This window comes from Stenotrophomonas sp. TWI587 (assembly GCF_039674145.1).
Classification (GTDB): domain Bacteria; phylum Pseudomonadota; class Gammaproteobacteria; order Xanthomonadales; family Xanthomonadaceae; genus Stenotrophomonas; species Stenotrophomonas maltophilia_AY.
Map to the genome: position 1 here is coordinate 470,193 of NZ_JBDJMW010000002.1, position 17,991 is coordinate 488,183.

At 66.6% G+C, this 17,991-nt stretch carries 14 protein-coding genes; 6 read left to right on the plus strand and 8 right to left on the minus strand.

Annotated features, from left to right (window positions below; translation table 11 throughout):
- Nucleotides 1–19 precede the first annotated feature (19 nt).
- The gene (locus ABE464_RS05210) at nt 20–490 is read right to left on the minus strand and encodes a hypothetical protein (protein WP_346471047.1); all 471 of its coding nucleotides are present in this window, start codon (nt 488–490) and stop codon (nt 20–22) included.
- A 183-nt stretch (nt 491–673) separates the two neighbouring features.
- Between ABE464_RS05210 and ABE464_RS05215 the strand changes: the two genes are divergently transcribed.
- On the plus strand, nt 674–1,030 hold the full coding sequence (locus ABE464_RS05215) for a YkgJ family cysteine cluster protein (protein WP_346471048.1): 357 nt from the start codon (nt 674–676) through the stop codon (nt 1,028–1,030).
- A gap of 27 nt (nt 1,031–1,057) precedes the next feature.
- On the opposite strand, the gene ABE464_RS05220 is transcribed toward ABE464_RS05215, so the two are convergent.
- The 7 genes from ABE464_RS05220 to ABE464_RS05250 form a co-directional block, all read right to left on the minus strand.
- Complete coding sequence (locus tag ABE464_RS05220) at nt 1,058–2,170, minus strand: ABC transporter permease (protein ID WP_346471049.1); 1,113 nt, start codon at nt 2,168–2,170, stop codon at nt 1,058–1,060.
- Nucleotides 2,167–3,354, minus strand: coding sequence for an ABC transporter permease (locus ABE464_RS05225; protein WP_346471050.1), 1,188 nt, complete (start codon nt 3,352–3,354; stop codon nt 2,167–2,169). Before ABE464_RS05225 ends, ABE464_RS05220 begins: the two co-directional genes overlap by 4 nt.
- A gap of 2 nt (nt 3,355–3,356) precedes the next feature.
- The gene (locus ABE464_RS05230; RefSeq protein WP_346471051.1) at nt 3,357–4,367 is read right to left on the minus strand and encodes an efflux RND transporter periplasmic adaptor subunit; all 1,011 of its coding nucleotides are present in this window, start codon (nt 4,365–4,367) and stop codon (nt 3,357–3,359) included.
- A complete protein-coding gene (locus ABE464_RS05235) occupies nt 4,360–5,703 on the minus strand; it encodes a TolC family protein (protein WP_346471052.1) in 1,344 nt (447 codons plus the stop codon). Before ABE464_RS05235 ends, ABE464_RS05230 begins: the two co-directional genes overlap by 8 nt.
- Before the next feature lie 126 nt (nt 5,704–5,829).
- Nucleotides 5,830–7,239 carry a PepSY domain-containing protein gene (locus tag ABE464_RS05240; protein ID WP_346471053.1) on the minus strand — a complete coding sequence of 470 codons (1,410 nt, stop codon included), beginning with the start codon at nt 7,237–7,239 and terminating at the stop codon, nt 5,830–5,832.
- A 1-nt stretch (nt 7,240) separates the two neighbouring features.
- Nucleotides 7,241–9,280: a TonB-dependent receptor gene (locus ABE464_RS05245; protein WP_346471054.1), complete on the minus strand. Its 2,040-nt coding sequence runs from the start codon at nt 9,278–9,280 to the stop codon at nt 7,241–7,243.
- A 131-nt stretch (nt 9,281–9,411) separates the two neighbouring features.
- Nucleotides 9,412–9,810 (minus strand): hypothetical protein, encoded by a 399-nt coding sequence (locus tag ABE464_RS05250; RefSeq protein WP_346471133.1) that lies wholly within the window; start codon nt 9,808–9,810, stop codon nt 9,412–9,414.
- A 382-nt stretch (nt 9,811–10,192) separates the two neighbouring features.
- Here ABE464_RS05250 and ABE464_RS05255 point away from each other — a divergent pair, with 382 nt between their 5' ends.
- From ABE464_RS05255 to ABE464_RS05275, 5 genes are all read left to right on the plus strand, one after another.
- Nucleotides 10,193–11,212 carry an alpha/beta hydrolase gene (locus tag ABE464_RS05255; RefSeq protein WP_346471055.1) on the plus strand — a complete coding sequence of 340 codons (1,020 nt, stop codon included), beginning with the start codon at nt 10,193–10,195 and terminating at the stop codon, nt 11,210–11,212.
- Nucleotides 11,212–12,831 carry a D-aminoacylase gene (locus ABE464_RS05260; protein WP_346471056.1) on the plus strand — a complete coding sequence of 540 codons (1,620 nt, stop codon included), beginning with the start codon at nt 11,212–11,214 and terminating at the stop codon, nt 12,829–12,831. Before ABE464_RS05255 ends, ABE464_RS05260 begins: the two co-directional genes overlap by 1 nt.
- 38 nt (nt 12,832–12,869) lie before the next feature.
- A complete protein-coding gene (locus ABE464_RS05265) occupies nt 12,870–14,312 on the plus strand; it encodes a serine hydrolase (protein WP_346471057.1) in 1,443 nt (480 codons plus the stop codon).
- A gap of 183 nt (nt 14,313–14,495) precedes the next feature.
- The gene (locus ABE464_RS05270; protein WP_346471058.1) at nt 14,496–15,488 is read left to right on the plus strand and encodes a dipeptide epimerase; all 993 of its coding nucleotides are present in this window, start codon (nt 14,496–14,498) and stop codon (nt 15,486–15,488) included.
- Between the two features lie 227 nt (nt 15,489–15,715).
- The gene (locus tag ABE464_RS05275; RefSeq protein WP_346471059.1) at nt 15,716–17,968 is read left to right on the plus strand and encodes a TonB-dependent receptor; all 2,253 of its coding nucleotides are present in this window, start codon (nt 15,716–15,718) and stop codon (nt 17,966–17,968) included.
- Nucleotides 17,969–17,991 lie beyond the last annotated feature (23 nt).

The following is a 17,991-nucleotide window of genomic DNA, read 5'->3' on the forward strand; positions in this document are numbered from 1 at the left end:
GCTGCAGAGTGGGCAGGTATTACAGCGCCCACTTCTCCGGGTCTGCGTGCTTCTCTTTGTAGATTACACCCGCGAAGTCCACATGCAGCTCGGTCCACTCGCCACCCTTACGGCGTGCCAGTACTTCGAAGTGTTTGGGCTTGCGCTCGGGTTCGCCGCGTGGCGTCCAGCCGTCCTTCTCCACTGCGGCCAATGCGACGCGAGGATCCGCCGGACCCTCTGGATGATGATGCTTGGGGCCGTGATGCGGCTTCTTGTGCTCCACCTCCACAAAGCTGCCGCCCTTCCTGGCGATACGGGCCACTTTGATTTCCGACGGGCGTCGTTCTCCTTCCAGCCGGATGGCAGCACCTTCCTTGAGGGGAAACGCCTCTGCTCCCTTGGGGCCGAGGTCGGCCAGATATGCCTGATCGTTGCTGACCAAGGTGAAGCGGTGTGCAAACACGTGCTCGATGACGCCAGCGAGGGCGACCTTTTCATGGTGCGGCATGCATTTCTCCTGAGAGCGCCCAACCGCGGGCGCCCTTGTTCAATGCGGTTGTCCCTCATCGATTCAACCTCCGCCGCCGCAGCGTTCAGGCTGCCGCAAGCCGACCACCGATCACTGCGGCGTGAAGGCTGTGCCAACGCGGTAAAATGACCCACCGCCGACGCCGCTCCAAGGGTCATCGCAATGCCTTACGCCACCCGCGACGCGATCGAGCGTCTGCGCGACCAGATCCCGACCTTCCGCTGCATTGTGGGATGCACGGACTGCTGTGGCCCGGTCACCGCCTCCAGCGAGGAGGTGGCGCGGCTGCCGGTCAAGAGCGATGCCGAGCATGCCGCCGCCCTGGCGGATCTGAGCTGTCCGTATCTGGGCAAGCAGGGCTGTGAGGTCTACGAAGAACGCCCCTTGATCTGCCGGATGTTCGGGACGACCCCCAGCCTGCGCTGCCCCAACGGCCAGAGGCCGGTCTACATGCTGGATGAGTCGGTGGAGAAGGAAATCCATCAGTTTCTTCGCAGCACGCGGCAGGTGCTTCTCTAGCGGGCGGCGTGGCCGCAACAGCGTGACTCAGTTCGACCTGCGGGCACCCAGTCGCCATATCGCAAGACCACCGTACAGCGCCAGCAACGCGACCAGCGTCCAGAGCTCGTGGCTGACCTCACCCAGGCTGGCATCCATCTGATTGAGCCGCACCATCAGATTGATCCCGGGCGTGGTGGGCAGCAGGTGGGCCAAGGCCACCAGTGCTGGCGGCGAAGTGACCGCCGGCCAGGACAGATTGGCCAGGAAGAACAGCGGGATCGAGCAGGCGACAACCACCTGGAAGGCACGTTCACGGGTCGCGAAGAAGCTGCCAATGAACAACCCGAACGCCACCGTGGTGGCGATGAACAAGCTGCCACCCAGCAGCTGGCCGAGGGGGTTGCCACCACGCGGGTAGTCCTGCACCCAGGCGGTGAACCCCGCGTAGTAAAACAGCCCGAGCAGACCCATGGCGCCGAAGCCCACGGCCATGCCGGCCAGCGTTGGCAGATCGAATCGCAGGCGGCGACCCAGGGCAAGCCGACGCGCGCCGAGCAACACACCAATGCCCATGAGCAGCGTCTGATGCACGATCAGCTCGGCCACGCCGGGCACGATGGCGCTTCCATAACCTTCCTGGGTGTTGAACAGCGGGCGCTGCACCAGTGTGATCGGCGGTGCCTGCGGTGCCCCCATGAAGGCCGCCTGGGACACGGCGGCCTCGCGAGCGAACGCGGTCAGGGCGTCGGCCACGCCGCCGAGCACCCAACTGGCGCGGCCCAGGTAGGCGCCATTGCCCATCAGCACCAGGTAGCCGTTGCTGCCGCGCAGGATGTCGCGTTCGAGGTTGGCCGGAATCAGCAGGATGCCCTCGGCCTTGCCGGCCTCCATCACCTGGCGGGCCTGGTTGATGCTGTCCGGCTGATCGACGATGTGGACTGTGTGCAGCGCATCCACCCGCCGCAGCAGTTCACGGCTGGTCGCGCTCTGGTCGTGGTCCACCACCACGATGGGCAGGTTGCTGGCCACCTGATGGCGGTATGCGGCAGGGTAGAAGAACGAGTACAGCACCACCGCCCCGACCATCAGCACAACGGCATAGCGGTCGGTGAGCACCGTGCGCAGGGTCAGGCGGAGGCTGTCGACGAAACGGCTCATGCGCCGATCCCGCTCGTGGGCGACGCTGCGGCCGGTTCAGCGCTGCGCGCGGCGGCGATCAACCGCCAGCCACCGATCCCGCCGGCCACCGCCACCATCAGCAGCAACGTCCCCAGTGGCGACAGCGAGACACTCCACGGCGCGCCGACGAACTGCTGCTGGGTCTGCAGCTTCACGTAGGCGGTCAGCGGCAGCAGGAGATTCCAGATCCGGGTGAACAACGGCGCATCCATCACGGGGAAGGTGGCGCCGGAAAATGCCAGCGCGGTGCCGATGCTCAGGCCGATCGCCGACAGTGACGTGCCCATGTCCCGGGTGAGCCCGACAAACAGCAGGGCCACCGCCGCACAGGCCAGATAGAACAGCGGTTGCCCCAGCATCAGCAGCAGCATGCTGCCGGCAACGCCATCGCCACGGAGCAGGGCAAGGTAAAGCACCCCAAGCGCACCGTAGATCGAAAACAGCAGGACGTAGGGCACGACCTTGCCGGCAATCGCCGACCACGGGGTGTCGCCCAGCCAGTCGCGCAGGTGCCCATCACGGACCTCACGGCCCAGGCTGGCCGCGACTGCCAGGGCCAACCCCAGCGACAGGATCGCCGGGAACAGCAGTGGCAGCAGGAACAGCTCATAGCTGCGCGCCGGGTTGTGCAGGATGTCCGACTGCACGGCGATCGGTGGCGCGCGCAGCTTGGCCGGACCGACCTGCTTGCCGATGCGCTCGCCCAGTAGTCGCGCATTCCAGGCACTGACCGCTTCGACGATATCGCGCACGGCGGATTGGCCGGTGGTGAGGTAGGTGGCGTTGTAGTACGCGAACACCGTGCCCTGTTCACCACGCAGCGCCTGCCGGGTGGCATCGCGCGGCACCAGCACCACCGCGAACACCTCCAGCCGGCGCAGCTGCGATTGCGCTTCGGCCAGGGTGGACGGCTGGCTGGCCACGCTCACGCCGGGGCTGGCATCAAGCATGCGCGCCAGTTGGCGGCTCTCGGCGCTGCGGTCCAGATCGACAATCGCGATGGGGATGTCGCGCATCACCGAGGCGGCGAACAGCCACGCCATCAGCCCCAGCATCACGGCGGGCAGCAGCGTGACCAGCAGCAGATCGGCACGATCGCGGCGCAGGTGGCCAAGCTCGCGTTGGAACGAGGCTCTGGCACTCGCCCACACCGACCGGCTCATCCCTACGGCCACCCGAACAGCACGCTCATGCCGGGCCGGAAGCCTTCCACCGGGGTGACCGGGCGCAGCCGGATCTCGAAGCTGCGCACGTCATAGCCGGACGATTGCCGGGTGGCACGCCACGTGGCGTAGTCACCGGCAGGATTGATGAAATACACCTCGAACTCGGCATCACGATCCAGCGCGGGCACATTGCCGTGCAGGCGGGTACCGACCTTCAAGCCCCGCATCTGCGATTCGCGCAGGTTGACCGAGACCCACATGCGGTCGATGTCGACCAGGGTAAAGACCGGGTAGCCGGCCGGCACCAGCTCGCCGATATCCGACATGCGCTTGTTGATCTCGCCGGCCATGGGCGCGCGGCCGTTGATCTCGTCGCGGGCCGCATCCACTTCGGCGACCGCGCCCTGCGCCTGGCGGACCTGACCCTGCGCGGCGCGCTTGTCCTGGTCGCGTGCGCCGGCCAGCGCCTGGTCGTACTGCGCCCGTGCGGCATTGGAGAGCTCGCGCGAACTGCGCGCCTGGGCCAATGCCTCGTCACGTTTCTGCCGCGTCATCACGCCTTCGTTGAACAGGTTCTGCACGCGCTGATAGGTCGCATCGGCCAGGGTGGCGCCAGCCTCGGCGCGTTTCCAGTTGGCCTGTGCGGCACGGATGTCCTCGCTGCGTGCCCCTTCGTCGGCCTTGTCGGCCACCGCACGCGCCGCCTCCAACGCGCCCTGGGCCTGCTGCTCCTTGGCCGCCACTTCGGGGCTGTCCAGCACGAACAGCACTTGGCCGGCCTTGACCCGGTCACCCTCGCGCACCTTCAGCTCGGCCAGCCGCGCGGTGATCTTCGCGGCCACATTGATGGTGTCGGCATCGGCCATGCCCTGCAGCTGTTCGGCCGGCGTGCGCCAGGCCAGCCACAGGCCGACCACGACGACGATCGCCAGTACCAGCGCGATGAGGATGCCGGCCTTGCGTTTCTTCGGCGGCGGCGCGTCGGCCGGCGCCTGCAATGTGTCATTCATGCGCGATCACCTCGTCGCCCCGGCGGCGGAATTCTTCATATCGGTCCATCTGTCCACTGATCTCCAGCAGCTGTGCCAGCGCCACGTCGTACTGATACGCGGCCTGCGCGCGTTCCACCTGTGCGCCGCCCAGCCCCAGGCGCGCATCGATCACATCCAGCGAGGTGGCCTGGCCCTCCCGGAAGGCCAGCTCCTGCAGCCGCAGGTTCTCGCGGTTCTGTTCGATGCTGCTGTCCAGCAGCAGAAACTGTTGGCGGGCGGTATCCAGTTCGTACCAGGCCTTGCGCACGCCCAGCGTCACCTGGTTCTCGGCTTCGCGCAGGCCGGCCTCGGCCTGATCCTGTTGGGCGCGGGCAGCGCTGATCTGGGCAGGACGCGAGGTGGGCGACAGGAAGGTGTACTTCAGGCCGATGCCGAACGCCCAGTCCGGGTCGGTCAACATTTCGTCGCGACGGCGGAAATCGTACTGCCCGAACAGGAACACGGTGGGTTTGAGTTTGGCCTGCTGCACGCGCACACCTTGCTCGGCCTGGGCCACCAGGGCGCGCAGCCGGGCGATCTGCGGTTGCCGGGCCTGTGCATCACGTTCGAAGGCAGGCAGCGCACCGATCGGCGCGCGATGCACGAACAAGGGCGACAGCGGGCGAACGTCGCCACCGCTGCGCAGCAGGGTGGCCAATGCTGCCTTCAGCGTCTGCAGGTCATTCAGCGATTTCTGGTACTCGCGCTCGGCCTTGTCGCGGGCCACGTTGGCCTGCAGGCGCTGGGCGCGGGTGGCAAAGCCTTCGCGCTCCAGCTTCAGGGCATCGTCGAGGTGACGCTGCAGCCCGTCGCGCACCTCGCGGCGCACGTCCACCGCCTGCTCGGCGAGACGCTGGCCGAAATAGGCTTGGACCAGCTGCACGCTCAGCGACTGGCGCTGCGATTCGCGCTCGGCGCTGGCCTGGTCGGTCGCGCCGGCTGCGGCCTGTTGGGCGGCCGGGATCAAGCCGCCGGTGTACAGCGGCAGTACCGCAGTGACCACCGGGCGGGTGCGCCAGTCGCGCTCGGTGAACTGCAACGGCGAGTCGATGCCGAAGGCCTCAGCGACCGGCGCCAAGGATCCCAGGGGCAGAGTGAGGGTCTTCTGGAACTGCAGGCGGCGCACTTCAGCGGTGATCTCCGGCAGGCGCAGCAGGCGGGTGGCGTCCTGCAGGTCCTGCTTGTTGCGCACCGAGGCATCCGCCGCGGCCAGCGCATCGGAGACCTGCTCCAGCCGCTGCTGGGACTGCTGCCAATCCAAGGCGGGGACCGAGGCGCCGTCCGCTACAGGCTGGGCGATGGCAACGCCACTCATGCAAAGCAGGGAGAGACAGGTAAGTCCTTTTAACGCGCGCGTTGGCGGCCAATGCCGGCTCACGAGGGGGCAGCTCCATGGGTAAGACGGCAAGAGGGTAGTGTGCGCCGCGTGAAGTGCGGGTCTTCACGTCAGTCGCCAGCCACGGGTGACGAGGTAATCCAGCGCACCCACGACCAGCAGCGACAGGCCGACCAGCGGGAACACCACGCCACCGATGCACAGCAGCACGAAGACACCCGCCACGCTTCGCCCGTGTCTGGGCAATGGCGGAACGCCGATCCCGCCGATGGGCCGCCGCTTCCACCACATCACCGCACCGCTGAGGCAGAGCAGGAGGATCGCGGCGCACGCGACGATCAGCACGACGCGGTTGACCGTGCCGTACTCGTTGCCGAGGTGGACGTTGATGCCCCATTCCAGTCCTCGCCCGAGCGCGCCGTAATCGGCGTAGCCCATGTCCAGCAGAACCCGGCCGGTGTACTGGTCCAGGTGCACCACCCGCTGACGCGACAGATCCTCCGGATAGACCGATGCGGTGTAGACCCCCATGGGTCCACGCGGCAGCGCGATGCTGTAACCCGGCGCAAGGCCGAGTACGTTGAACCGGCGCATGGCCGCGTCGATGCCGAGCGCGCCGGGCTGCGGCGTCAGGTCCCCGAGGGCGCCGCCACCATGTGCGGCATGTCCGTCATCGGCGGCTGCGTGCTGGGCATGCGGCACCGCTGACACCGGGAGTTGCGCCTGCTCCATCGACCACGCAGGCCTGGTTGTGTCGGCAAGCCGATGCGCGGACATCGGCACATCCACCCTCACGCCGGCGGGGTAGCCATAATCGTGACCGTTCGCCCAGGCATTGACCTGGTTGCCCCAGACCACTGACCACGGCATGCCGGTCACGGCCAGGAACACCAGCACGCCGCCCACCCAGACGCCGGTCACCGCATGCAGGTCGCGCCAGAACAGCCGCTGTCGCGGCTGCCCGCGAACCGTGGTGATCCCTCCCTTCTGTCCGCGCGGCCACCACAGATACACGCCGGTCGCCACCAGCAGGATGGCCCAGCCGGCCGCGATTTCGATCAGGGCACTGGCGTAGTCACCGAGCAGATCGAGGCTGTGCAGCTGCCGGACCACACCCGAGAACGTTCCCTTGTCCGGCAGGTGCCCGAGCACCTGCGCAGTGCCCGGGTCGACGTAGTAGATCTGCCGTCGACCGTCGACCTCTTGGACGCCGATCTCGATGCTACCGTCGGCGTACTCCGGCGTGGTGTAACGGAAGATAGCCCCGTGACTGACGGCGTTGACCGCCTCCAGCTGGGCGCTGGCAGGCGAGGGTGGCACGGCTGCGTTCTCTACGACCTTCAGGTCCTGGTGGATCCATCGGTCGATCGGTTTCTGGTAGACGTACACCGCCCCGGTCAACGCCAGCCAGGCGATGAAGGGCAGCACGAACAGACCGGCATAGAAGTGCCACCGCCACACCGCGCGGTAGAAACGCCAGCGATCCGATCCACGCGGGGTAGCGGGGGATGGCATGTCAGAGCTCCCGGGTCCAGCTCAAGTACAACGCCCGGCCGTCACCGGGTGAGTAACCCGAGGAACCGCTGTCGTACCAGGCATAGACATAGAAACGATCTGTCGCATTCTTCATCTGCACGGCCAGTGTGTTGCGCGCGTCCAGCCGGTACGTGGCGCTCAGGTTCAACAGGGCATAGCCGCCGTAGCGGCCCAGCGTGTTGGTCCGCTCCACGAAGTAGTCGCCCTGGCCGTTGGCCCAGGCGCTGAAGATCCAGTCGGCCGACGGCGCGTATTCAACCCCTGCGCTGGCCAGCCAGTTCGGCACGTTCTCGATCTGCCGACCGCGGGTCTGCGGCGCACTGGGGTCGGGCACCTCGATCACCGCCTTCTGCCGCGAGTACGCGACCCAGGTGCGCCACTGTGCGCTGGCCTGCCACGTCAGCTGGGCATCCCAGCCACGGCGCAGGGTTTCACCGACGTTGCCGACCTCGTTGGCACCGACCACGCCATTGACGCCCAGGACGGTGGCGACCTCGTCAGTGGCCCGCTGCTCCCAGTACGCGATGCGGGTCTGCAGCCCTTGCACGGGCGCCCACGTGAGCCCGCCTTCCCACCCCTCGTTGATGGAGGGGGCAAGATTGTTCAACTGCGTGCGATACGCGCCATTGCCACTGCCGATCTGGAACGTGCGCCCCCAGTTGGCGTATGCGACCGTGGTCGGGCTGAGATCGTAGGACACACTCAGCTTTGGCTGCTTGATCAGGCCATAGTCGTAGACCGGTGCATGCAGGCCGGTCGCCACATTGTGGAAGTCGCCATACACGCGATCCACCCGGTAGGCGGGCACGATCTTCAGGGCGTCCATCGGCCGGATCACTGCCTGCATGTAGGCACCCCGGGTATCGAGTGTGTAGTCCCAATCGCGCAGGGTCGCCTGGCGCTCCCGCGCGACAGTCCTGTAGCGGCGGGCCGTGTTGTTCTGCCACTGCCCGTCCACGCCGGCATCCAGGACGAACTCGGCCAGCCGCGAGTCCGGGCGCCAGGTGGTGTTCAAGATCAGGCCGCGATGGGTCTCGTCATTGAAACGTTCCTGTTGAGCACCTCCCGCGGTGAACGTCACCCAGCGCTGGTTGCGATAGTCGTTCTGGTAGGCCTTGGCGTTCCAGCTCCAGTCGCTGCCCAGCGCGCCATCGATGTGCACGGCGGTCTGGACGGTCTCGCGCTCGCTGCGATCATCGCGTGCGTACGCCGGCGACTGCGTCGGATTGGCCTGCACCTCTGGATAGCTGAGGTAGCCTGCTTCCAGTGCGACATTCTTGTAGTAACGGCTGGTCAGCCCTGCGCGCCATCGACCGTCGGGGTCGGTGTAGAACCACTTGCCGGCGAAGCTGCGTTGCGTGCCATCGGCGTGGTCGCGTTCGCCGTCGGACGTGCGCCAGCCGACGAAATAGTTCTGCGACCAGGCGCCGTTCTCGAACCCTTTGGCCAACTGGACATCCTGCGTGCCAAAGCTGCCGGCGGTGATGCTCAGCTGGCCGTCGTTGCCGCCCTGGCGGGTCAACACATTCACGTCACCGGCAATCGCATGCAGCCCGTAACTGGCATCGTTGGTGCCGCGCACGATCTCGATCGCGGCGATGTCCAGTGGAAACACCGCGTCCAGGTAGGGCATGCCGCCGGAATTGTCATTGCTCGGAATACCGTCGATCAGCAGCTTGACCGCATTGATGCGGCCCTCGCCGTTGAAACCCCGGAAGGAAAAACGGCCGGCGTCGGTGCCCATCTTGAACTGGGTGACCTGCACGCCCGGGGCGTTCATCAGCAGCTCCCAGCTATGGTCGACCTTCTGCGGTTGAAGGACGTCGCCGCCGATGAGATCCACCGAGGTGAAGACCGAACGGGCCGAGAGCTCGCGCTCGGCGGCCGAACGCGCCTGTACGGTGCCAAGGGTCAGCACGGTACCGTTCTGGGCGGCGACGGTGGCGGGAAGAAGAAGGGCAGCGGCAAGCACGGCCGTGATGGCCTTGGCCAAAGGTCGATACGAAAAAGAAGTTGTCATGGTCCACAGCATTCGGTGCCGCGGTCAGCGTGACCGGGGCAGGGACAAGGTCCGGCCGATGGGCCGGAAAGCGCAGGGCGTTGGGCATGAGCCGGCAGGGCGCAGCAGGGCTGCACCGCATCTGTGCCGGATCAGCAGACCAGAGCCGGTGGGCCGCGGGCGCCGAGGGTGCCGTGAGCGGGAGCGCGACGACGCTCGACCAGACCCGACAGCGATCGAAACACGGCCGGCCACTGCGTCAGCAGCAGGAGCAGCGCCACGAGCAGGCTGATGAGACGGGCCGCGATCAGGCAGTACTCGCAGTCCACGCCCATCTCATGATTGGCATGCGGGTCGGCAGGCGCTTGGGCCGCGGGGCGGGCCTGGCCATGACCGATATCGTGATGCATGTCATGACCCGCATGCGCGCCGGCATCCGGCATGGCGTGATGCGCCGCATGGGGATGGGGTGCAGGCGAGGCCTCAATGACAGGCGGGGTCACCGGCGCCAATGCCCGGCTGACCATGGGCGCGACGATTACCAGCGCAATCGCCAGGAAGGCCCAAGCATGAAGCCAGCGGTGGAGGAGGGACGCATGCACCGGCCCGATGGTAAGGCATGGTTGTCGGGATTCCCGGCGAAAATGCCCGTTTTGTGCTCGATTGCGACGGTTTGTCGCAGTCTGGCGCTGGGCGACGTGCACTCCGGAGCGGCTCAAGGGCTGGCCCCGTGGCCGCACTGCACATTGACAATTCTCCAAATAGGACGCTTATATCCTGTATGGGCCTGAATCCATCCCCGTTCGTTTGCGTTGGCCGGGCAGGCAGGTCCCAGGATTCTCAACCGCCTGCGCCCCCTCGCAGGCTTCAGCACGCCATTGAAGAGAGCACGACATGACAGCAGTGAAGGGTTGGCGGCGGTTTCGTCGGTGGGTGAAGTGGATCGTGCTCGGTCTGCTGGCGGTCGTGATCCTGCTCACCCTCATCGGGGTGGTCTACGAGGCCTTGGCGCGCCGGAGCGCGGCGACCGATCATCCACTGCGTGGGCAGATGGTTGATGTCGGCGGACGCCAGATGCATATCGAGTGTCGCGGCAGTGGCTCGCCCACCGTGATCTTCGAGTCCGGTCTCGGCACGGGCGGCACGATGGATTGGACCCGGGTACACGACCGGATCGCCCGCTTCACCCGTGCCTGTGCTTACGACCGCGCCGGCATCATGCGCAGCGATGCGAAGGACACCCCGCAGCGGGCGTCGGCCGTGGCCGATGATCTGCACGCCTTGCTGAAGGGCGCGGGCATCACCGATCCGCTGGTGCTGGTCGGCCATTCCATCGGCGGGCCGTACACCCGGACCTACGTCGGGCGTTATGGCGAACAGGTCGCCGGGCTGGTGATGGTGGACCCCTCACACCCCGACCAGATCGCCCGGCTCGGCAGCGTGGTGAGCATCGATGTCCACCCGAAGAAGGTGTCGCTGTTGATGCATACCGCCACGGCACTGTCACGGACCGGCCTGGTGCGCTTCCTGTTCTCTCGCGCCGATCATGGTCCACGCCCGAAGGATGAGGCCGCGGAGATCACCGCCTTCTCCAGTGCCTCGGTTACGGGTGCGACCGCCGAGCTCGACGGTTTCGACAGCACCATGGACGATGCCCGCGCGGTCACCTCGTTTGGCGACCGCCCGGTGATCGTGCTGACCGCATTGAAGCCGTTCCAGCCGGACGAACTGAAAAAGATGGGCCTGACGGCAGAGGAGGGCGCCCGGTTCAAGCAGGAGTGGCGCAGCCTGCACGCCGAGCAGGCTGCGATGTCCACTCGGGGGCAGCAACAGATCGTGAGCGATTCCGGCCACTACATCCAGATCGACCAGCCTGATCGCGTCATCAACGCCGTCCGCGAGGTCGTGGACGACGTGCGTGCCGGTCAGGGCCCCGGCAAGGAGCAGCAATGATGAAGCGCACCCTTCTCTGGGCAGGCCTGTCGGTCCTGTTGGCCACCCCTGCCGCCGCAGCGGACTACGACCTGGTGATCCGCGAGGGTCGCGTGCTCGACGGTGCTGGCAACCCCTGGGTCCGGGCCGATGTGGCGGTCAAGGATGGGCGGGTGGTCCTGGTCGGCCAGATCCCGGGGCAGGGCGCCCGCGAGATCAATGCGCGGGGCCGCTATGTCGCACCGGGCTTCATCGACATGATGGATCAGTCCGGCGCGGCGCTGCTCAAGGACGGCGCGGCCGAGAACAAGTTGCGGATGGGCGTGACCACGCTGATCGGCGGCGAGGGCGGCCCGCCGGTGCCTGCAGCGGGGATGCCGGGCTACTTCAAGCAGCTGGAAACCCAGGGCATCGCGGTCAACTTCGGCACGTACTACTCCTCCACCCAGGCGCGCGTGCATGTCATGGGCGATGCCGCCGGTGCGCCGACGCGCAAGCAGCTGGATGCCATGGGCAAGCAGGTGAAGATGGCGATGGAGGCCGGCGCGTTCGGTATCTCCAGCGCCTTGATCTATGCACCCAGCAGCTTCCAGAGCACCTCGGATCTGATCTCGCTGGCCAAGGTGGCCGCGCAGTGCGACGGTTTCTACGCAACGCACATGCGTGACGAGAGCGACGGGGTGGTCAAGGCCATCGAGGAGGCCATCGAGATCGGCGAGAAGGGCGGCGTCAAGGTCGAGATCTTCCACCTCAAGGCAGCCTATGCACCGGAGTGGGGCAAGCTGATGCCGAAGGCGCTGGCGACGATCAATGCCGCGCGCGACCGCGGGGTCGATGTAGCCGCCGATCTGTATCCGTACACCGCCGGCGGCACCGGGCTGGAAATCATCGCGCCGAGCTGGGTCTGGGCCGATGGCGTGGAGAAGGGCATCGAGCGTGTGCGTGATCCCAAGGTACGCGAGCGGATGAAGAAAGAGGTTGCGGCAGGTTCGATGCCGGGCTGGTCGAACCTGGTGCACGCCTCGGGCGGCTTCCAGAACGTGCGCCTGGCCAACAGCTTCAGTGACAAATACCGGCGCTTCCACGGCAGGACGCTGGCCGAGATCGGTGCCGAACTGAATCTGGATCCGGCCGATGCGGCCTGGGATATCGCGCTGGAAGGGTTGCCCAATCGTGCGGTGGCGCTGTATTTCATGATCAGCGAAGCGGATGTGCAGCTCGCGCTGCGGCAACCCTGGGTCAGCATCGGCAGTGATGCCGCCGCGGCGGTGAACTACGGCACCGAGGGCGCCATCGGCCTCCCGCACCCGCGTGCATACGGCACCTTCCCGCGCATCCTCGCCGAGTATGTGAAGCGACGCCAGGTGCTCACCTTGGAAGATGCGGTCCGCAAGATGACCAGCTGGCCCGCACAGCGGATGGGGTTGAGCGATCGTGGGCTGATCCGCGATGGAATGCGCGCGGACATCGTGGTCTTCGATCTGGACGCACTGGACGATGTGGCGAGCTGGGATGCGCCTGCGGGATCGCCGACGGGCATCGAGACCGTCATCGTCAATGGTGTGGTCACCCTTGAGGGTGGCACGCCTACCGGCGCCAGAGCAGGTGCAGCGCTGCGTCACGAATGCCGCACGCGCTGATCCCCATGCGCACGCCCAACAACCACAGGACACATCTCATGATCCGATACTCCACCGGCGGGAGCCTTCTTGCGTTGGCACTCGCTGCCTCCGCGCCAGCACTGGCTGCCGCGCCGCCCATTGCCAGCGCCGAAGATCTCGGTACAGCGGTCTCCGCGCAGATCGCGTGCGCCGGCATCTTCGTGGCCAACCGTGCCGAGGCGGACGTGCTGCGCGATGACATCCACGCACTGGCCCCGTTCACCAAGGCAGTGGCGCTGTCGGTGGACCGCAAGGCCGGCACGGTCACCGCCTCCGCACCGGGTGCAGCCACCCGCACCGCGCTGCATCGGCCGGCGGTAGGCTGTACGTTGACCACGGGCGACGTGCCATTGAAGGCGCTCGATGCCCAGGCCGCGCGGCTCTCACCGCTGCCGCAGCCGTCGGCACGCCCGTGGCCACAGGGCGACCTGCCGGCCCCGGCGCTGCAGGCGGCCGCTGAGACGAAGCTCGACCGCGCCGCACTGGATGCGGCCGTGAGTGCGGCGTTCGAAGAGCAGAACGTGGGCGGCTACCCGGACACCCGGGCGATCGTGGTGGTGCAGGGCGGCGCGATCGTCGCCGAGCGTTACGCGCCCGGATTCAATCAGGACACCCGCATGCTCGGCTGGTCGGCGACGAAGAGCATCATGGGCACGCTGGTCGGCCTGCTGGTCGATGACGGCGTGCTTAAGCTGGATGACCCGGCACCGGTTCCCGAGTGGCAGGGCAAGGAAGACCCGCGGGGCGCCATCACGCTGCGCCAGTTGCTGACGATGTCCAGCGGACTCACCTTCGTGGAGAGTTACAAGCCAGGCAACGAGTCGATCAAGATGTTGTTCGAGGCGGGTGACATGGCCGCGCTGGCCGCCGCGATGCCGCTGGAGCACGCACCAGGCACGCACTGGAGCTATTCGTCGGGCACCACCAACATCCTCTCGCGCATCGTCTTCGAGGCCACCGGCGGCACGCTGGAAGGCATGACCCGGTTTGCACAGACCCGGCTGTTCGAACCGGCCGGCATGCGCAGCGCACTGATCGAGCCGGACGAATCGGGTGTGCTGGTCGGGAGCTCCTATGGCTACGCGACGGCCCGCGATTGGGCGCGCTACGGGCTGCTGCATCTCAACCAAGGCCGGGCCGGGGGCAAGCAGCTGCTTTCCAGGGAATGGCTGACCTTCGCGCTGACCCCCACGCCCGCATCGCCGCGTCCCTCTTACGGCGCGCAGCTGTGGTTGAACCGCGCGGCGGCAGAAGAGGGTGGCCGCAAAGTGCTGCAGGACGTGCCGCCCGATGCATTCATGGCGATGGGGCACAACCATCAGATCGTGGCGGTGATCCCGTCGCAGGACGCAGTGATCGTGCGCCTGGGTTGGACGCCGGAAGGGCAGAAGTTCGACTGGAACGCGCACGTCTCCCGGATCGCCGCTGCGCTTGCTCCGGCCGCCACCCCATCCAAGTGATGCCGCACGGAGGCGCGGCGAGGGCGCCCACCCCGCCGCCCATTGACAGTTCTCTTCACGGAGAACTACTGTCTCAATGTGAGAAATGCTCACCTTGAGGCAGGGAAACCAGATGTGCTCGATCACGCTGTTGGCAACGCCCCCATTGAGTCGTGACACCGCTGCAACCGGGGCGAACGTCTGATGGCCCGCCTGAAACTCGGGGTCGCGGTGGACGCGCTTCGCCTGGCCGCTCCTTTCCGCATTGCCAGCCACGTCTTCGACAGCCGGCTGGCCATCCTCGTCACCTTGGATGACGGCACGCATATCGGTCGAGGCGAGGCCACCGGGGTGTACTACCTCGGCGAGGACCTGGACAGCATGCGCGCCCAGATCGAAGCGGCGCGCGATGCCATCCAGGCACATCCAACGCGCGAAGAACTGCGGTCGATCCTGCCGGCAGGCGGTGCACGCAATGCGGTCGATGCTGCCTTGTGGGAGCTGGAATCGAAGCAGTCGGGCAGGCCCGTCTGGGCGCTTGCAGAGCTCGAAGCGCCGCGTCCTTTGCCGACGACCTTCACCGTGGGCGCCGACGAGCCGTCCGCGATGGCGGTCGCTGCCGTGGCATATCGGCAGGCGCGCTCGATCAAGGTCAAATTGACCGGCGATCTGGATCTGGACGTTGCGCGCGTCGAGGCGATCCGCGCGGCGCGCCCGGACGTGTGGCTTGGCGTGGATGCCAATCAGGGCTACCAGATTGACGATCTGGACCGGCTGGTGACCGCCATGCTCGCCGCCGACGTGTCACTCATCGAACAGCCCCTTGCCCGCGGGCGCGAAGCCGATCTGGACGGCTTTACCTCGCCGATTCCGCTGGCGGCAGACGAAAGCGCGCTGACGCTGGCGGATGTCGAGGGGCTGAAAGGGCGATTCAGCGTGTTCAACATCAAGCTGGACAAATGTGGCGGCCTCACCGAAGCCCTGCTCATCGCGGCGGCGGCGCGGGAGGCCAAGCTGGGTGTCATGGTCGGCTGCATGGTCTGCAGCAGCCTGGGTGCCGCGCCGGGCTTCGTGGTCGGGCAGTTGTGCGACTTGGTCGACCTGGATGGCCCGACCTTCCTCAAACAGGACCGTACGCCCGGAGTCGTCTATCGCGACGGCGCGATCTGGTGCGACGAGGCGGTCTGGGGCCGCTGACAGCGGGAGAGGGGTCCTGCCTGGGCACAGTTTCATGTCGATGTTGCGACGCGGGATTGACAGTTCTCTGAACAGGACTATTGTGTCCTACATGGGCTTATAAGCATCCATCATTTCCCAGGAGCGTCACTGCCAGGCCGGCATGCCCCTGAAACCCGGGGCGCCCTGACTGCCGCACTTCGTGCCCATTGCCGTGGGCTTCCTGCTCGCTACCGAGGTCTCATCACATGAGTCACTGTTCGCCCCGAATCAACGCGTTGTCGCTGGCCTGCGCTGCAGGCATCCTCGCCCTGGGCTGCAGCGCCCCGGTCATGGCGCAGGTAGCCGCTGAGAAAACCGACCGTGACGACGTGCATACGCTGGGCACGGTCACCGCCACTGCGCAGAAACGCGTGGAAGTGGTCACCGATATCCCGATGTCGATCAGCGTGATCAGTGAAGAACAGTTGGACCGGCTGCAGGTCAACAACATGAATGACCTGGCAGGACTGGTGCCGGGCCTGCAGGTCACCAGCCTGGGCGCGCCGGGCCGCTCGACGATCTCGATCCGCGGCATCACCCCGATGGGCAATACCGCCGCGACGTCGATCTATGTGGACGACGTGCCGCTGACCGCCAATGGCTCGCTGTCCGGCGCCACCTCCGGCATGTTCGATCTGCTGCCGTACGACGTGCAGAACGTGGAAGTGCTGCGCGGCCCGCAGGGCACGTTGTACGGCGCGAGCGCGCTGGGCGGCGTGGTGAAGTACGTGACCAAGCGGCCGGACCTGGAGTACTTCGCCGGCCGTGCCGGCGCGACGATGCGGGTCGTCGACGATGGCGGCCGGGTCGGCCATTCCGAGCGGGCGGCGATCAACGTGCCGTTGGTGAAGGGTCAGTTGGCCCTGCGCGCCAGCTACGCCGAGCAGACCAGCCCGGGTTGGATCGACAACACCGTCCTGCATCGCCGCGACACCAACGATGTGCACCAGAACGCCGGCCGCGTGTCGCTGCTGTGGAAAGCCTCGGACACCGTGGACGTGCTGCTGACCGCGATGCGCCAGGAAAACAAGGGCGACAATTTCGCGACGGTCGCCCTGGATCCGGTCACCTTTAAACCGAAGCTGCCGGGTTACGCCAACGAATATCTGTTCCTGCAGCCGAGCACGATCAAGTACGACGTCTACGGCCTGACGGTGGATTGGGATCTGGGCTGGGCCGATTTCACCTCTGCCAGCAGTTGGATGAAATCCAACTCGTGGCGCCTGCAGGACCAGTCCGTCGAGTACATTCCGCTGCTGGGCCAGCGTCCCGGCGTGGGCCCGGTGATGGCCTACGCCGCGCTGGATACCGACATCGAACTCAAGAAGTGGACCCAGGAGCTGCGCCTGACCTCCAAGGGCGACAGCCGCCTGCAGTGGCAGGTGGGCGCGTTTTACACCGATGAGGACGCGGCCTACATCGAAGACGGCAGCGCATTGAGCCCGGCGTTCGCCCCGGTGCTCAATCTGTTCAAGGCCTCCGTGCTGACCAGCTATAAAGAGAAGGCACTGTTCGGCAACACCACCTGGAAGTTCACCGATCGCTTCGATCTGGCCCTGGGCGTTCGCCATGCGCGCAACGATCAGGTCTTCCGCCAGACGCTCGGTGGCCCGCTGGGCGGCGACGGCGTGCAGCGCGTCACTGAATCGTCGGAAAGCGTGACCACCTGGAGTGCCAGCCCGCGCCTGTTCCTGGGCGAGGACACCATGGCCTACCTGCGTGTGGCCACCGGCTATCGTGCGGGCAGCCCGAACCCCATCCTGCCGGCGGCGCCCGATGTGCCTTCGCAGGTGAAGTCGGATACGTTGATCAACTACGAAGCCGGCGTGAAAAGCCACTTCTGGGATCGCCGTGCGCTGATCGAAGTGGCCGCATTCCGGATCGACTGGGATGACATCCGCCTCAACCTGCTCACCCCGCAGGGCATCTCCTATGGCGTCAACGGCGGCAGCGCCCGCAGCCAGGGCGTGGAGTTCACCGGCGCGTTGATGCCCGTCGATGGCCTGCGTCTGAGCGCCAGCCTGGCCTACACCGATGCCCAGCTGACCTCGCCGATTCCGCCGGCGCGCCCGGGCGGTGCCAATCAGGCCGAGTCCGGCGCCCAGCTGCCACAGGTACCGGAGTGGGCAGGCAGCCTGCAGGCCGACTATCAGTTCCCCACCAGTGGTGACTGGGGCTGGAGTGTCGGCGGGGCGCTGCGCTACTACGGCGAGCGCGAGGCTTCGGTGGCGTCTGCACAGTCCTTCGAGCTGCCCAGCTACACCACGGTCGATCTGACCGCAGAAGTGAGCAGCCAGAACACGACCGTGCGGTTCTTCGTCACCAACCTCACCAACCGCGACATCTACGTCGCCGCCGGCCGGACCATTCCCGCAGGCACGGCCCAGAGCTACCGCCGCTGGAATGCGGTGATGATGCAGCCGCGCACGGTGGGTGTATCGGTGGATTACAGCTTCTGATCAGCGTCTGATCAAGCTGCGCG

Excerpts from the sequence above, each read along its gene's own strand:
- ABE464_RS05230 (WP_346471051.1), bottom strand. The coding sequence starts at position 4,367 with ATGAATGACACATTGCAGGCGCCGGCCGACGCGCCGCCGCCGAAGAAA.
- ABE464_RS05270 (WP_346471058.1), top strand. The coding sequence starts at position 14,496 with ATGGCCCGCCTGAAACTCGGGGTCGCGGTGGACGCGCTTCGCCTGGCC.
- ABE464_RS05275 (WP_346471059.1), top strand. The coding sequence starts at position 15,716 with ATGAGTCACTGTTCGCCCCGAATCAACGCGTTGTCGCTGGCCTGCGCT.
- ABE464_RS05210 (WP_346471047.1), bottom strand. The coding sequence starts at position 490 with ATGCCGCACCATGAAAAGGTCGCCCTCGCTGGCGTCATCGAGCACGTG.
- ABE464_RS05235 (WP_346471052.1), bottom strand. The coding sequence starts at position 5,703 with ATGAGTGGCGTTGCCATCGCCCAGCCTGTAGCGGACGGCGCCTCGGTC.
- ABE464_RS05215 (WP_346471048.1), top strand. The coding sequence starts at position 674 with ATGCCTTACGCCACCCGCGACGCGATCGAGCGTCTGCGCGACCAGATC.
- ABE464_RS05220 (WP_346471049.1), bottom strand. The coding sequence starts at position 2,170 with ATGAGCCGTTTCGTCGACAGCCTCCGCCTGACCCTGCGCACGGTGCTC.
- ABE464_RS05260 (WP_346471056.1), top strand. The coding sequence starts at position 11,212 with ATGAAGCGCACCCTTCTCTGGGCAGGCCTGTCGGTCCTGTTGGCCACC.
- ABE464_RS05245 (WP_346471054.1), bottom strand. The coding sequence starts at position 9,280 with ATGACAACTTCTTTTTCGTATCGACCTTTGGCCAAGGCCATCACGGCC.
- ABE464_RS05225 (WP_346471050.1), bottom strand. The coding sequence starts at position 3,354 with ATGAGCCGGTCGGTGTGGGCGAGTGCCAGAGCCTCGTTCCAACGCGAG.
- ABE464_RS05265 (WP_346471057.1), top strand. The coding sequence starts at position 12,870 with ATGATCCGATACTCCACCGGCGGGAGCCTTCTTGCGTTGGCACTCGCT.
- ABE464_RS05240 (WP_346471053.1), bottom strand. The coding sequence starts at position 7,239 with ATGCCATCCCCCGCTACCCCGCGTGGATCGGATCGCTGGCGTTTCTAC.